Source organism: Spiroplasma endosymbiont of Cantharis rufa (genome assembly GCF_964019665.1).
Lineage (GTDB): Bacteria > Bacillota_I > Bacilli_A > Mycoplasmatales > Mycoplasmataceae > Spiroplasma_A.
Genome location: NZ_OZ026459.1, coordinates 615472 through 631563, shown reverse-complemented (window position 1 = coordinate 631563; position 16092 = coordinate 615472). Strand labels below are relative to the sequence as shown.

15 protein-coding genes are annotated in these 16092 nt (G+C 24.1%); 3 read left to right on the top strand and 12 right to left on the bottom strand.

Going from position 1 to position 16092, the window contains the following annotated elements; translation table 4 throughout:
* Positions 1-57: 57 nt before the first annotated feature.
* Positions 58-819, top strand: a complete 762-nt coding sequence (locus AACL15_RS02790; RefSeq protein WP_339033288.1) for a hypothetical protein — start codon at positions 58-60, stop codon at positions 817-819.
* 7 nt (positions 820-826) lie between these two features.
* Here AACL15_RS02790 and AACL15_RS02785 read toward each other — a convergent pair whose 3' ends face one another.
* From AACL15_RS02785 to AACL15_RS02770, 4 genes are all read right to left on the bottom strand, one after another.
* Positions 827-3472 (bottom strand): hypothetical protein, encoded by a 2646-nt coding sequence (locus AACL15_RS02785; RefSeq protein WP_339033287.1) that lies wholly within the window; start codon positions 3470-3472, stop codon positions 827-829.
* 434 nt (positions 3473-3906) lie between these two features.
* Positions 3907-4656, bottom strand: coding sequence for a polysaccharide deacetylase family protein (locus tag AACL15_RS02780; RefSeq protein ID WP_339033286.1), 750 nt, complete (start codon positions 4654-4656; stop codon positions 3907-3909).
* Positions 4657-4751: 95 nt separating this feature from the next.
* A complete protein-coding gene (locus tag AACL15_RS02775; RefSeq protein WP_339033285.1) occupies positions 4752-6470 on the bottom strand; it encodes a PTS transporter subunit EIIB in 1719 nt (572 codons plus the stop codon).
* 5 nt (positions 6471-6475) lie between these two features.
* Entirely contained in the window at positions 6476-7837 is a 1362-nt protein-coding gene (locus tag AACL15_RS02770; RefSeq protein WP_339033284.1) for a glycoside hydrolase family 1 protein, read from the bottom strand.
* A gap of 120 nt (positions 7838-7957) precedes the next feature.
* Between AACL15_RS02770 and AACL15_RS02765 the strand changes: the two genes are divergently transcribed.
* Complete coding sequence (locus AACL15_RS02765; protein WP_339033283.1) at positions 7958-8710, top strand: hypothetical protein; 753 nt, start codon at positions 7958-7960, stop codon at positions 8708-8710.
* Between the two features lie 11 nt (positions 8711-8721).
* Here AACL15_RS02765 and AACL15_RS02760 read toward each other — a convergent pair whose 3' ends face one another.
* Positions 8722-9027, bottom strand: a complete 306-nt coding sequence (locus AACL15_RS02760) for a hypothetical protein (protein WP_339033282.1) — start codon at positions 9025-9027, stop codon at positions 8722-8724.
* Positions 9028-9038: 11 nt separating this feature from the next.
* Positions 9039-9722 carry a hypothetical protein gene (locus tag AACL15_RS02755; RefSeq protein WP_339033281.1) on the bottom strand — a complete coding sequence of 228 codons (684 nt, stop codon included), beginning with the start codon at positions 9720-9722 and terminating at the stop codon, positions 9039-9041.
* A 135-nt stretch (positions 9723-9857) separates the two neighbouring features.
* Here AACL15_RS02755 and plsY point away from each other — a divergent pair, with 135 nt between their 5' ends.
* Complete coding sequence (gene plsY / locus AACL15_RS02750; RefSeq protein ID WP_339035082.1) at positions 9858-10703, top strand: glycerol-3-phosphate 1-O-acyltransferase PlsY; 846 nt, start codon at positions 9858-9860, stop codon at positions 10701-10703.
* Positions 10704-10788: 85 nt separating this feature from the next.
* On the opposite strand, the gene AACL15_RS02745 is transcribed toward plsY, so the two are convergent.
* From AACL15_RS02745 to AACL15_RS02720, 6 genes are all read right to left on the bottom strand, one after another.
* Positions 10789-11466, bottom strand: coding sequence for an MBL fold metallo-hydrolase (locus tag AACL15_RS02745; protein ID WP_339035080.1), 678 nt, complete (start codon positions 11464-11466; stop codon positions 10789-10791).
* A 140-nt stretch (positions 11467-11606) separates the two neighbouring features.
* Positions 11607-11831 (bottom strand): YneF family protein, encoded by a 225-nt coding sequence (locus AACL15_RS02740; RefSeq protein WP_053946172.1) that lies wholly within the window; start codon positions 11829-11831, stop codon positions 11607-11609.
* Positions 11832-11887: 56 nt separating this feature from the next.
* On the bottom strand, positions 11888-13855 hold the full coding sequence (gene tkt, locus AACL15_RS02735) for a transketolase (protein ID WP_339035078.1): 1968 nt from the start codon (positions 13853-13855) through the stop codon (positions 11888-11890).
* Between the two features lie 186 nt (positions 13856-14041).
* Positions 14042-14671, bottom strand: coding sequence for a lipoprotein (locus AACL15_RS02730; protein ID WP_339035076.1), 630 nt, complete (start codon positions 14669-14671; stop codon positions 14042-14044).
* 170 nt (positions 14672-14841) lie between these two features.
* Positions 14842-15054 carry a DUF896 domain-containing protein gene (locus AACL15_RS02725; RefSeq protein ID WP_339035074.1) on the bottom strand — a complete coding sequence of 71 codons (213 nt, stop codon included), beginning with the start codon at positions 15052-15054 and terminating at the stop codon, positions 14842-14844.
* Between the two features lie 31 nt (positions 15055-15085).
* Positions 15086-16048 carry an ROK family protein gene (locus AACL15_RS02720; RefSeq protein WP_339035072.1) on the bottom strand — a complete coding sequence of 321 codons (963 nt, stop codon included), beginning with the start codon at positions 16046-16048 and terminating at the stop codon, positions 15086-15088.
* Positions 16049-16092 lie beyond the last annotated feature (44 nt).

Sequence of the window (16092 nt, the reverse complement as noted above, 5' to 3'; positions counted from 1 at the left end):
TAAAAAAAATAAGATATATAATACTTTTGAGTAAAGAGAAAAAAGAACAAAGATAAAATGAATGAGCTATTATATAAAAAAATTGAAAAAATAAGTAAAAATTATATTAATGATACTTTTAAAATTGTTAGTCAACAAATATTAAAAGATTTTTGAAATAATAATTTTAGAAAACAAAAACAATTGGCAAAAATTTGTAATGTAAGTGAAGCTACAATTACAAATTTTTCAAAAGCAATTTCACTTTCGGGTTATCGTGAGTTAATTATAATTTTAAAGATGGAATATAAAAATAATTTTATTGATATTAAAACTAATAAAGCAAATAAAATTTCAGAATTATTTGTTAATTTTACAAGTTTTACAAAAGATACTGATTTTAAAATAAATTTATTTAAGAAAATTATTTTGGAAAACAATAAGGAAATTGTTATAATATCATCTTACGAAACATTTTTCTCATCAATATTCTTATCTGATTTATTAAATCAAAAAAATTATAAAACTACTATTTTTGATTTATCAAAAAGCGTAAATAATTTAAATCAATCACATTATTTTGAATATTCTTATATTTTTATTTTTACTGGTGATGAATCCCAAAGTCTTTATAATGTCTATGAATTTTTAAAAAATAAAATAGATAAAAATAATATTTTTATCTTATATACATATTTATGAGAAAAAAACTTTGAAATTATTGATAACAAATTATTTTTGGATCAAAAATATTATGAAACAAATATTACAGGATTAAATTTTTTTCTTATTAATTTCTTTAAATATTTTTCTACATTAATTGATTATAAAGTTGATTAATATTTTATTAAATTAATCTTGCTTTAACTTCAATTTTAACAACTTCTCTTGCGTTATCAGCATTAACTTTAATAATTGCATCTCCCATTAATAGAGCTTTAATTGAAATAGTATCTCCTTTAACAGTAACTGTTATTAAACCTGAAGAACTGTTTTCAACTGTAGGATTTTCTAAATCATCATAATTTAAAATTTTAATTTTTGTCAGAGCACTACCTACTCTAATTTTTACTTTTGTTTTATTTACTTTAATATCTATTAATTTTTTTGTAATTTTAATATTAACTTCTATTGGATTTCTTGCATTGTCAGCATTAACAATTATTTTTGTCTCACCTTCTGCAAGACCATAAATTACAATATTATTATTTTCATGAGTCACTCCAATGACATCTGGATTATTACTTGTAACTGTAACATTAATTAAACTTTCAAAATTTTCTATTTTTATTAAAGCTTCATTCTCTGCTTCAATATTAATATTTGTATTATCCAACTCAATATTTATTAATTTTTTTGTAACTGTAACATTTATTTCTACTGCTTCTTTTGCATTGTCAGCATTAACAATTATTTTTGTTTCCCCTTCACTAACACCTATTATTTTAATAGTTTCATTTTTAATTGATACTTCAGCAATTTTTAAATTCTTAGACTGAGCAATTACATTATTTAAACTTTCATAATTTTTTATTTTTATTGAAGAATTTGTTTCTCCTGACTCTAAACTAGTGTTATTATTTGACAACTCAATACTAAATAATTTTTTTGTAACTATAACATTTATTTCAATTGACATTATGGCATTGTCAGCATTAACAATTATTTTTGTTTCCCCTTCACTAACACCTGTTATTTTAATATTATTTGTTTGTATGCTTAACAAAGCAATATCTGAATTTTTTGATTCAGCCATAACATTATTTAAATCCTTATAATTTTCTATTATTATTAAATCATTGTTATCAACTTCTATGCTAGTAGAATTATTTGATAACTCAATATTAAACAATCTTTTTGTAACACTTACATTTATCTCAATTGCTTCTTTTGCATTGTCAGCATTAACAATTATTTTTGTTTCACCTTCTACAAGACCTGTTATTTTAATATTTTCATTTTCAATTATTGCATTAATAATTTTTTCATTATTAACTTTAACAGAAACGTTATTTAAACTTTGATAATTTTTTATTTTTATACTTGAATCAATTTGTTGAGCTTCAACACTAACTTTATTATTTGATAGCTCAATATCAAATAATTTTTTATTTACTATAACATTTATTTCTAATGCTTCTTTTGCATTGTCAGCATTAACAATTATTTTTGTCTCACCTTCACTAACACCTGTTATTTTAATAGTTTCATTTTCGTTAACTACTTCAGCAATACTTACATTCTTTGATTGAACGTTTACATTATTTAAACTTTGATAATTTTTTATTTTTATTGATGAGTTTGTTTCTTCTGCTTCAACACTAACTTGATTATTTGATAAATCAATATCAAATAATTGCTTATTAACAGTTACATTTATTTCTAATGCTTCTTTTGCATTGTCAGCATTAACAATTATTTTTGTCTCACCTTCACTAACACCTGTTATTTTAATAGTTTGATTTTCGTTAACTACTTCAGCAATATTTACATTCTTAGATTGAACGTTTACACTATTTAAACTTTGATAATTTTTTATTTTTATTGAGGAGTTTGTTTCTTCTGCTTCAATACTAACTTGATTATTTGATAAATCAATATCAAATAATTGTTTATTAACAGTTACATTTATTTCTAATGCTTCTTTTGCATTGTCAGCATTAACAATTATTTTTGTTTCACCTTCACTAATACCTGTTATTTTAATAGTTTCATTTTCGTTAACTACTTCAGCAACATTTATATTTTTAGATTGAACATTTATATTATTTAAACTTTGATAATTTTTTATTTTTATTGATGAGTTTGTTTCTTCTGCTTCAACACTAACTTGATTATTTGATAAATCAATATCAAATAATTGTTTACTAACAGTTACATTTATTTCCATTGGACTAACTACATTGTCGGCATTAACAATTATTTTTGTTTCGCCTTCTTCAATAGCAGTTATATGAATTGTTTCATTATCATTAAATACTGTTGCAATATTTTTATTTGTTGATTCTACATAAACATTATTTAATGCTAAGTAGTTTTCAATTCTTAATGAAGAGTTAGTTTGCCCTACTTCAACAATTATTTTAGTATCTGATAATTCAATATTAGTTTTTTCTGGTTCTTCTGATTCATTAACTATTGCTTTAAAAACTCACTTTTTTTCTAAGTTTGATTTTTTTGTTGATCCAACTAAGGTTAGATAAGCTTCACCAATGCTATTTGCATTTAATTCAAATTTACCATCATCATGTATAACTTTTTCAGTAACATGTGCAATTTCAATATCACTTGAATACATTTCAAAATTTTTATGATCTTTATTGTATTTTTCTCAATCTTCAATTCAATGTCAATCCTTGTTTCCATGATTCATAGCAAAATTTTGTTCTTGTACTTTTTTTTCTTTTGTATTTGGCATTGTATACATAATAATTAATAAAATAAGCCCAATAATTAGTAAAATAATTACTAATGGTTTAAAGATTTTTCCCATATTATACCTCTAAATTTTTCTATTTATATTATAATATTTAGAAAAATTAAAGTACTTTAATAAAGTTAAAGTACTTTAATTTTATTAATTGGATAATATAGATAGTTAATAGATTTTTTTAGAGAAATTTAAATATTTAAATTATTTATTTATTTTAAAATTAAAACTAAATCATAATAACAAGTAAATTATATCTGCAATTATAAATCCAAAATTGATTCCAATATTAACTCCTCAAGAAGAAGCTCATATTAAAAAAGTCAAAATATATAAAATAATAATTCATATAACATTTAGTAACGCCATATTAATATATATAATTCTAAATACTTTCTTTGTTTCTTTTTTAACGTAATTAACAACTGAGAAATATATAAAAAAAATTGAAATAAAGTTTAAAGTAATAAATTGAATAATTTCAAAAGTTGATCACATTAGAAAATTAAGCCTCCGTAATTCTTATAATAATATTCCCCACTACTAAAATTAGCTGTTTTGTAATTATTTTCATTTAAATATGATAATAAATTAGGCAGTCATTCTTTTGCATAATCTCTTGTATGACAAACTAATATTTGTCCTGGTTTTATTTTGTTTTTATATTGTTTTAGAATTCTATTTTTTCCACAAACTTCCTCTTTATAATCGCATCCTAAATAACCTCTAATAAAATAATCTATTTTCATTTTGCTTTTAATATAATCCATACCTCTATAATATTGAAGATATGGCATTCTTATTGGAATATCATTATTCTCTTTTATTATATTATTTTCTCGATAGATTTTAACTATCATTGCACTTGTTTGATAAAATTCGTTATAAGCTTCTTTTGTCTTTAACTGATACTTATTATGATAATAGGAATGATTGCCCAATGAATGACCTTCATTAATAATTCTTTTAATAATATTTCTAATTTTTTCATTAGTTCAATACTTTTCATAATTTACACCTAATCCAAAAAAAGTTGCTTTTGCATTATTCTCTTTTAAAATATCTAATATTGATTCATCTGGCAATTGTGGACCATCGTCAAAAGTTATCATAACAATCTTTTCTTTGGTATTAATCTTATTTACTTCATAATTAATTTTTGGAGTTGAGAAATTAAAAATAATAGAAAATAATAGAATTAATAATAGAAAAATATGCAATAAGTTTTTAAATTTAATTTTTTTCATATATTTTCTCCTAATAAAAATATTGTAAATTAAATTAAAAAAATGTTCTATATTCAATAGGACATTTTTTTAATTTATGTACTAATAAGTTGCTATTATAGTTTATTAGTAATTTTTTTATTTCTTTTTTCCAATAAAATTTGTCGTTTTAACGTTTTTTTATTTTTCTTTTCCTTTCTAATTATTTCTTTAAAATCACTATTATCTATTAATTTTAATTCATTTAAGTCTTCATTATATTCTTCTAAAAGAAGATCTCGAGTTCTATTTTGAAAGAATTTTATTTTTCCTAATAATAAAGTCATTATAAAAGTAACACCACAACTTATTATAATTGAAATTCCCCCTCAAATAAATCCACCACCAATTCAAGTAATTACCCCAGTTGCATTTGGTGCTTTATGTTGAAACATTAAAAAACCAAATATTGAACTAGCTCCTTGTAATGCAAAGGTATTAGAAGCAACAAGGATTAAACTTCCGCAAAATACTCCTATTGAACAAGCAATTAAAGGATATAAATGTTTTAAATTTACTGTAAATAAAGATGGTTCTGTAATTCCACCAATAATTGCTGAAACTCCATTTGAAACTCCTAATTCTTTTAATTGTCTTACTCTTCTATTCAATACTACAAATGCAATTGTAGCTACACCCTGAGATACATTTGATAATGTACATAAACCTTGAATAATAGTTGCTCCATAAGCTGATTGACCTTGTAATATAATTGGAGTTAAAGAATGATGTAAACCTGTTATTACAAGTGGACCATATAATGCTCCCAAAAGTGGTAAAGCAATATATTTTGCAATGCCATTTGTACTTAATCAATTAACTGAAATTGATAAATAATTTGTAAATAATAATCCAATTGGAGCCACAATAAATATTGCAAATATAAATGTTACACCTATTATAAGAATTGGACTTAAAATATTTTTAGCAGTAGTGTTAGATATTTTAGAAGTTCATCTTTCCATATAAACTCCAAAAATAGCTACACCAATCATTGGTACCATTAATCCATTGAAGCTTATTTTTCATGGATATATGATTCCTTTACCAAATAATGATCAACCAGGATATTGTGACAAAATAGTTTGTCCTTCTTGAACTTCAACAGTTCCCATCGATACTAATCCTGGCGCTGTTAAAACAACTCCAATAAGTATCCCATAGATTGAACTACATCTCATTGCTTTAAAAACAGTATAGCTAACTGCTATTGTAATAAATAGTGAAAAAGTACTAGTTAAAATATCAAGAATACTTGCAAATTCATCAAAGAAATGAACACTATTAGCTAATGAAGTTCCATCACCATTTCATTCAACTGTCATTAATGATCAAATTGTTAATAATAGTCCATAACCAATTAAGGGATATACTATTGGTGAAAAGACCTTACTAATAAAAGAAAGACATTTGTTAGTAAAACCTTTAATTTTAAATTTACCTTTAATTTTTTTTATCTCTTCAAGTTGTTTTATTTTAAAATTAGTATTTTTTGAATTAGTTGATTTTAATAATAAAGTCCTACCATCAAGATCATAACCATTTATTTCACAAAAAGTTTCATAAAATTCAGCAACGTCCATACCAATTATAATTTGGTATTCATCACCACCTTCATTTTTTTTGATTCCTGTTACATGTTCATTAGATCTTAATTTATCTTCATCAATTGTATTCCAATCTTTTAGATGAAATCTCATTCTTGTCATACAGTGAGTAAAATAATTTATATTTTGATAGCCACCTAAGTATTGAAAAATATCTTGAACTGATTGAATATATTTCTTCTTAATCATCTTAATTATCCTTCCTTATTTTCAATTAATTTTTTATATCAAAAAGCTGATTTTTTAAATTTTCTACTTTGATCTTTTAAATTAACTTCAATTAAGCCATATCTGTTTTTAAAAGCATTTCTAAAACTCCAGCAATCCAAGGCAGCTCAAATATGATAGCCAAAACAATTTGAACCATTATCAATTGCTCTTTTTATTTGACTGAGATGATCTTCTAAAAATTCAATTCGATAATCATCATTTATTATTCCTTGTTCATCTCTAAATCTATCTTCATTTTCAACACCCATTCCATTTTCTGCAATATATCAAGCAATATTGTTATATTTTTCTTTAATCTCCATTCCAATTTCATAAAGACCTTCAGGATATATTTCTCATCCTCTATAAGGATTTATTTTAGCTTCCTTTGGAATATCGATAATAAATTTATCCATAATTCATCTTTCCTTGTGATTACTTTTAACTTTTACTCTACAAGGAAAATAATAATTTATTCCTAGAAAATCTATTTTAGTTTGTTTAATTATTTCTAATTCCTCATGACTATAATTAGGTAAAATTGAATATTGCTTTAAAGTTTTTACTAAAATGGGGTCAATTACACCATTAAACATAATATTTAAAGGTCCCCTATTAACATATGCATCATAAATTTTGGCCCCTTCTTGATCTTCATCAGAATTAGAAAAAGCATAAGTATAATTTCAATTAAAAACCAATCCAATTTGAGCTTTTAACCTATATTTTCTAAAAACTAATAGTACTTTGGAATGAGCTAAAAATATTCCATATGCTTGCTGTACAGCTTGTTTAGGGTCATCCAAAGCGGGATAATGCTTATCATTTAAATAACCTTCATATACAGGAACCAAAGGTTCATTAAATGTTACATAAGAGTCAACACTATCTTGATACTCTTGAAAAATAAATTCACAATATTGAACAAAAGAATCAATTACTTCTTTTGATGCTCAACCTCCTTTGTTATGGGCTCAAAGTGGCATATCAAAGTGAAATAAAGTCATAATTATTTTGATGTTATTCTTTTTATATTCATTAATATAATCATGATAAAACTTCACTGCTTGTAAATCAAGTGTTTTACCATCAGGAAATAATCTTGCTCAAGAAAATCCCGTTCTTAATGAATCAAAACCAATCTCTTTAAACATTTTGATATCTTCTTTATAATGTCTTGTAATATCACATGTTACATTAGGTCCAACATTATTGTGAAATAACTGAGGGCTTTCTTGATAATATTTATCAAAAGCTAAATCACCAATCTTTGTGATTCCCTTTCCTTCTGTTTGCATTGCACTCATTGATGCTCCTATTTCAAATTTTTTTGAAAACTTAATCATTTTTATTTACCTCCAAATTAATTCTATTGAACAGAATATTTTTTTACAATAAATTATAATAATGGAGAATTTTTTTGGAAAATCAAAAAAACTTTGTTAATATATATTTAGGAGATAAATATGTTCAAAAGCATTAAAGAAAAATTGATATTAATAAAAGCTAATCTTGAAAATCAAACTCATGTTTCAATTGCAAATTATTTACTTGATTGTATTGAAAATAAAAAAACGCCTAAAATTAATGAATGTTCAAAACAAAGTTTTTGTTCTGAATCTGTCATTACAGCGTTTGCAAAAAAATATGGTTATGATGGTTTTAAAGAACTGGCAATAAGAATTAAAGTTGAAACTGAATATTATAACTGAACAACTTTAACAATTAATAATGAAAATAATAATAATTCCTATAGAAATTTAATAAATAAATCCATTGATTTAATCGATTCACAAGAAAATAAAATAATGAATCTTGTTAATTCAATTAAACAAACAAAAAATACTTATGCTATAAGTTGTTACCAACAATTATTTAATACAGAATTGTTTATAAGTGAATTAAATCTATTAGGTTATAATGCTCATTTTAATTATCAAAGAAAATTAAATGAAACTTGAGTTAATAGAGTAACATCTGAAGATACCTTCATAATAGTTGCTTTTGGTTTGGATAATCAATATGTAATTAATTTTTATAATTTACTTAAAAGCAAGACTGACAATATTTTTATTATATGTTCACCATCACAAGAACATAAATTTGACAAGTATAGTGAAATAATAATTATTGACTATTATGAACGCACTACATTTTTGGAATCAACAAGAAGTTCCTTAATTATGTATCTTATGAGTTTTATAGTTTATAAACTATAAAAAAATTATTTTTAAGTAGTTTCATTTAACTTTTTAATTTTGGATTTAATAAATTGAATTTCTAATTCAATATAAATTAAATCCTTTTTTTTATCTTTAATAATATAATAGTTTTTATCATTTTCTTTTCTTCTTTTAAGATGAATTTGATAAAAAAGAAAACCTAATAAAGGAAAGAAAAATCAAAATCACAAATTTTTTCTAACCTTTTTATCAATTTGTCTTTCTTGTTTTATTAAGTCTTTATAATCTTTTTCAACAATAATAAGTTTTTCTTCCAACTCTTTTTGATTCATTTTGTCATATTTATTAAACATATTTTTTTCCTTTAAACAGCAATAATTTGCTTTAATATTTCATTTACTAAATGATTTAATGATTGAAATATTATTTTTACTTCATTTGTATGAGCTAAAAACTGTTGTTTTTCACTTTCTAAACCAACTACTTCTAAACTAGAATAAATATTTTTTGTATCTTGTAAGAATAAAACTAATTTTTCGCAATTTTGTAATTTTTCTTGAAAATTATTTGAATTATTAATGTTTTTAATTAGCAAACAAATATCTAGTGAAAATTTTTTATTTCAGTTATCAATATTAAACTCTTCAATAATTTCTTGATAACTTTTATTATAAAGATCTATTTGATCATTAAAAAATTTACTAATATAAGTTAAAAAAAATTCACCAGGATCTTTTTCTTCAATTTTTTCAAAATTATTACAATAGCTTCTTCACTCTAATTCAGTTTTATAAAAATAGTGATATCTTTGCAAAATTAAAGTTAGCATCAAGCTTAGTTCGATTGGTTCATTATTAATGTTTTTTTCAAAAAAATTATTAATTCCTTCAAATAAAGTTTTACATTCATCTGTTTGACCTAAAAAAATTAGTTCATTTTTTTGTTCTTTATTTAAATTAAATTCTTTCTTATTTAAAAGACCATATAAATCCTTTTTATATAAACTAAAAATAATACTTTTTAAATTTATCTTTTCACTTAATTTCATTCTTAATAAACCCTCCTATTTTAGGAAATAATTTGTAGGACTATTTTATTATTCTAAACTATTTTATTGCATATTACTATAAGTTTATAGTAAGATAACTTATGATTATTAGATATTTTACAAGGAGCGTAGAACATGACTTTAGAAATTATTTTAGGAACTTTTATAACTTCTATTATCGCATATCTCTTAGGAAGTTTTTCTTTTTCAATTGCTATTGTAAAATGAAAAACCAATAAGGATGTTAGAGAGCAAGGAAGTAAAAATGCTGGTGCAACTAACGCAAGTCGTATGATTGGTAAAAAATGAGGAGTTGTAATTATGTTATTAGACTCCTTTAAAATATTCTTAGCAGTCTTTCTTGCATTTTTAATTAGTTTAATACCAACTGGTTCAACTGAAATTTTTAAAAATACAATTTTAATTATTCCTGGATTCTTTGCTTTAGTTGGACATTGTTGACCAATTTACTACAAATTCAAAGGTGGTAAAGCTGTAAGTTGCTTTTTAGGTTTAATGTTAGTTGCTAACTTTCTTGTAGGTTTAATATTTTTTACAATATGATTAATTTTAGTATTAGTTTCAAAAAAAGTAAGTATCGGTTCAATTTTTGCAACCATTTTAGCTGCAGCATTAATGTGAATTCCTCAACTTTCTGGATTAAGTAATTTTTCAATTAATGGTAACGACTTTGAAAAGGCCTTCCCATTTGTTTGATATAATAAATTTCACTTAGTTAACGGTTCACCAATGGATAGTTTCTTAGTAATAAACTTAGTTGTAACTTTTGCAGCACTTATTCTATTGGCAAGACATTATCAAAATATTATTAGACTAATTAAAGGTACTGAACCTGTATTTTTGGGAAAAAAAAGAATTAAGTCAAATGAAAATGATATTGAAGTAAATGAATTAGATAAAAAGAATAAAAATTCAAAAAAAATCATTATAAACGAATCTAATTCAAAGGAAAAAAAATAATTTAAAAATTCAAAAAAGGAAAAATAAAAAATGTACTTAATGATAATTCAATTATCATAGCCGTACATTTTTTTATTAATAAAAACTATTTTGATATATATTTTTTTAAAAGTTTGGCATCTTTATCTTCTAAAATATTATTTATTTTAAAACCATAATCATAATGACCAGTAAAAATTTTAAAATCTTTATTAAAATTACTTATTAATCAGTTAAAAGTCTCTAAAATTAACTTTTCATTTTCATTATTTAGTTGCAACAATCCATCAACTAAATAAGTTTCATCTTTAAGAATGAAATCACCTGTAAATAAGAATTTTTCTTGTGGCACTGAAATGATTAAAGAACCTTCTGTATGACAATTCTTTTTAAATATTTCAATGTCATATCCATTTAAATTAACTTTTCCATCTTGTGATATTACTTTTAAATTTTTTATAGGTTCTAATATACATTTATTAACACCTTCAAAATAATTACTCATATTTTTTATTGGGTCAAAAAGATTTAATAGATCTTCTTTACCAATAAAAACATTAGGATTATTTTGACTTTTTGAGATTTCATTTATTCCAAAAAAATGTGGAAAATGACCATGTGTTATAAAAATATCTGTTATTTGAATATTATTGCTCTCCACAAATTTTATTATATCTTTATAAGATTCATATGCTGTATCAAATAATACACCCTTTTTTTCTTCATTGTGTAATAAAAATGCATTTACCCTTTTAAATTTTTTACAAGTAAAAACTTGTATCATTTTTTGTCCACCGTTCTAATATTTTATAATTGATATTCTGTACTTCATACGGAATTAAATTCCTAATTAATTATATAATAATTTTTTAATAAAAAAAAAAAAAAAATGTTTTATTAAAAAAACTCTTTTAATAAAACATTCTACTTTCCTCTTTTAACAGCATTCATAGTTTTTTTAATATCACTTTCAGTTGGTTTTCTTCCCATACTTCTGTACATAGCTCTAATTTGATTTTCATTAATCGGCGGATTTTCTCTTAATTGCTTTTGAATAACTTTTCTTGTTATTATAAAACCAATTATTCCCCCAACAATAGCAGTAGCTATTGCTATTAATAATGCCCCTCATCATACTATAGTTCCCATTGTATTTAAATCCTCCTTTATTAATAATTTCTTTCTAATATTAACATAATTTTTAATTATTTTAATACAGTTAATATGTCTTTTGCTATATCTTGGCTAGTAAATTTAATTTCTTTAATAACATCATTGAATGGAGCTGAATAACCAAAAGTATCAATTCCATAAGCTTTTCCATTATCACCTAAAAATTTATGTCAACCAAAAGTCGATGAGAGTTCAATTGAAAATCTTTGTGTATTTCTATTAATGATTGTATCTTGGTATTCCTTTGATTGTTTAATAAAGTCGTTCATATTTGGCATTGATACAACATTTACTTTATGACCCTTAGTTTCCAAAATTGACTTTACATCCATTGCTAAAGCAACTTCACTTCCTGATGAAATTAAAGTAATATTTGCATTTTTTGTTTCACTTAAAATATAAGCACCTTTTTTTACATCTTCAATAATATTTTTATTATGATCTAATTCTTTTAAATTTTGTCTAGTTGCAACAATAACACTTGGAGTATTTTTATTATTCAAAGCATTATAATAACTTGCAATAGTTTCTGCCATATCACATGGTCTATACAAACTGATATTAGGAATACTTCTTAACATTGCCAGTTGTTCAATTGGTTGATGTGTTGGACCATCTTCTCCAACCGCCACAGAATCATGAGTAAAAATACTTAAAGTTTGAATTTTCATAATTGCACTCATTCTTAAAGCTGGTTTTAAATAATCTGCAAAAACAAAAAATCCTGAAGCCACTGGTAATAGACCACCATGAAGTGCAATACCATTATTAATTGCACACATTGCAAATTCTCTTACTCCATACATAATATTTCTTGCATTTAGATTATTAAAGTCATAGTTTCCATCAGCACCTTTTATTTTAGTTGATTCACATAAATCTGCACTTCCCCCAATAATTGAAGTAATATTTTTGCTTAAATAGTTAAATACTTCTCCAGAACTTACTCTTGTTGCTTGTTCAATATTTTTATTTAATGCTTGTAATTCTTTTAAATCAATATTTCATTCTTTGTTAATAGAATTAATAAGTTCTTTTGCTAATTTTGGATTTTTTTCTTGATACTTTGAAAATTTTGAATCGTACTCTTGTTCACTCTTAACTCCCCTACTTAAAACATTTTCCTTTCAAAAGTTATAAACTTCTTGGGGAATCTTAAATTCTTCTTCTTTTCAATTAAAATATTTTTTAACAGTTTCAATATCATTTCCCAAAGGTGCTCCATGAACTTTAGTAGTTCCTTGATTAGTTGATCCAATTCCAATAACTGTTTTAACTTCAATATACGTTGGTTTATCACTTTTTTGTGCTATTAAAATAGCCTTTTCAATCTCTTTTAGATCCTCACCATTTTTAATGTGCAAAGTATTTCATCCTGCTGCTTTAAATTTAAGAGTAATGTCTTCACTTTGAGCTAACTCAACGGGAGCATCTAATTGAATATCATTTGAGTCATGTAAAACAATTAATTTATTTAATTTATATCTTCCCGCAAAACTTATGGCTTCTTGACAAACACCCTCTTGTAAATCACCATCACCGCATAAAACATAAGTAAAATGATTAATAATATCAAAATCTTTTGTATTATACTTTCCTGCTAAATGACTTTCTGCAAGTGCCATTCCAACTCCCATAGCAAAACCTTGTCCAAGTGGACCTGTAGTCGCTTCAACTCCTTGAGTATGACCAAATTCGGGATGTCCTGGTGTTTTTGAATTTAATTGACGGAATTTTTTCATATCCTCTATTGATAAATCAAATCCTGATAAATGTAGTGCACTATAAAGTAATGCACTCCCATGACCTGCACTTAAAACAAATCGATCTCTATTAAATCAAGATGGATTTTTAGGATTTAAATTCATAAGCTTTGTAAACAAAGTAAATACTATTGGACTTGCTCCTAAAACTATTCCAGGGTGTCCTGAATTTGCTTTATTAACAGCTTCTATGCCTAAAATTCTTAGAGCATTTAGATTTTTATTGTCTTTATTCATATTTCTTTTGAACCTCACTTTTATTCAAAATAATTATATCTCTAAAATTAAAAAAATTTTAATTTGTATAAAGATATGTTTTAAATTTTTGATAAAAAAAATCCAATAAATGGATTTTTAAATAATTTTGTGAATAAATTATTTTTTACAATATGTTTAAATTATTTATTTTTTTCTAATTATAAATTATTCTGCTGCAATTACAGTAATAATAATTGAACCAGTTAATAATTTAGAATTTGCTGTTGCTTTAACTTCAAATGTATCTCCTGAAGTTAAAGCATAAAGTCCTTCTGTATTTTTTGCTTTATATGTAATTGTATAATCAGTATTTTCAACTGCTTCTTGAGATAATGTAACAATTGCTTCTTTAATTTTTGTTTTAGCATCTGCTTCAGTTAAATCTGCTTTAATTTCAACTGATAAATTACCTAAATCTTTTTTATCCTCTTCAGGTGTTGTTGATGTACCAATTGTAATAGTTTTTGAACCAGTTAATAATTTAGAATCTTTTGTTGCTGCAACTGTTATTTTAGTTCCATCTGCTAAATTTTCTTCTTCAGTTCCCTCATAAGTACTTGTTGATTTTTCTACAGTAATTGTATAATCAGTAGTAATTTTAGCATCTTTTACTTTAGCAGTAATTTGACTTTCAATTGATTTTTTTGCTGCTTCTTCTGTTAATCCTGATGCAACAGTTAATTCCATTTTTGATAAATCAGTTTTTACTGTATCTTTATCTCCACAAGCAACAACAGTTGCACTTGTTGTTGCAACTAATCCTGCTGCTCCTAATAATCCTAGTAATTTTTTCATTTTTATTTCCCTTTCGTAGCCAGTTATGGCTTAACTATATTATATAAAAATATTTTATAATTTTAAAATATTTTTATAATTTTTTAAAATTAGCATGATTTTATTAATATAAATAGCTCTTATTTGCTTATACAAGAGCTATGAAAGGAAAAAAAAGTTACTTTTGTTATTTAACTACTAGTATTACTTTTTTTCTTTACTATAGTGCCATTTTCATCAATAATTGTTACATTTTCCAATTGTTGTTCAAGTCCTTTTCGGAAAATAGTAACATATTTTTTTCTTAACTGATCACGCTCTTTTAACTCTTCTGTTGTTAATTCTCTTTCTTTTGCAATTTTAGCAAGTTCATTAATTCGTTTTAACAAACTTTTCATTTCCATAAATAAACCTCCATAAAAAAATGATTGAAAATTAGAATATTTTTCAATCATTTAATGCATAATAAGCGCTTCCAATCATTGCAGAATCATTTCCTAATTGTGCATTCTCAATTGTTAATTCTTCGGCAAACATTTCAATAATATATTTTTTAATATTTTTCTTAATAATTTTTATTATATGATCATCTAATTGTGTTAGACCTCCAGCCAAGATAATAGCTTCTGGATCTAATGCATTTATCATTGCTGCCATATGCATAACAAGTGGCTCAACTGCTTCTTGTAAAAGTAAGATCACTTCAATTGGATCTTCATTATTTTCAAAAACCTCAACAATTTCTTTAAAAGTGATTGTTTCAATATTATTGAAATAACTTGATGCTGGATGATTTCTCTTTGCTTTTAAACTTGTTTTAAAATGATTAACAATTCCTGATGTTGAAGACATAGGCTCAATACATCCTTTTAAACCACAAACACAGTCATACTTAGTTTGAAAGATTCCTCCACCATGACCAAATTCTCCTGCAAATCCTCTAGAACCAGGTGACAATTTTCCTTCTGTTATAACAGCTCCACCAATTCCACTATCAATATAGTAAAAAATTATTGAATCATATTGTTTTGCAACACCAGTTCAAAATTCACCTAAGGCACTTGCATTAGCATCATTTATTACAAAAATTTGTTTTTTAAATAAATCTTCTGCTTCTTCTTTTATATTATAATTTGTCAACTCAAGATTTGCTGAATATCTAATTATTCCAAGCATATGATCAACATAACCTGGAATTGCAATCCCTACTTTATCAATATCATCATCATAACTAATACCAATAGTTTCTAAACCATCAATAATTTTTTCATATAAATTGGGAATAATTCTATCTTTTTCATGATCAACTGAGAATTGTGCTTGTAAATCACCATATTGATTAACTAAACCTACTTTTGATGCTGAAATTCCAACTTCAATAACTAAAATTAATTTCATTATTTTTTGTGGCCTCCCCAAACTTATTAATATAAATATATCAT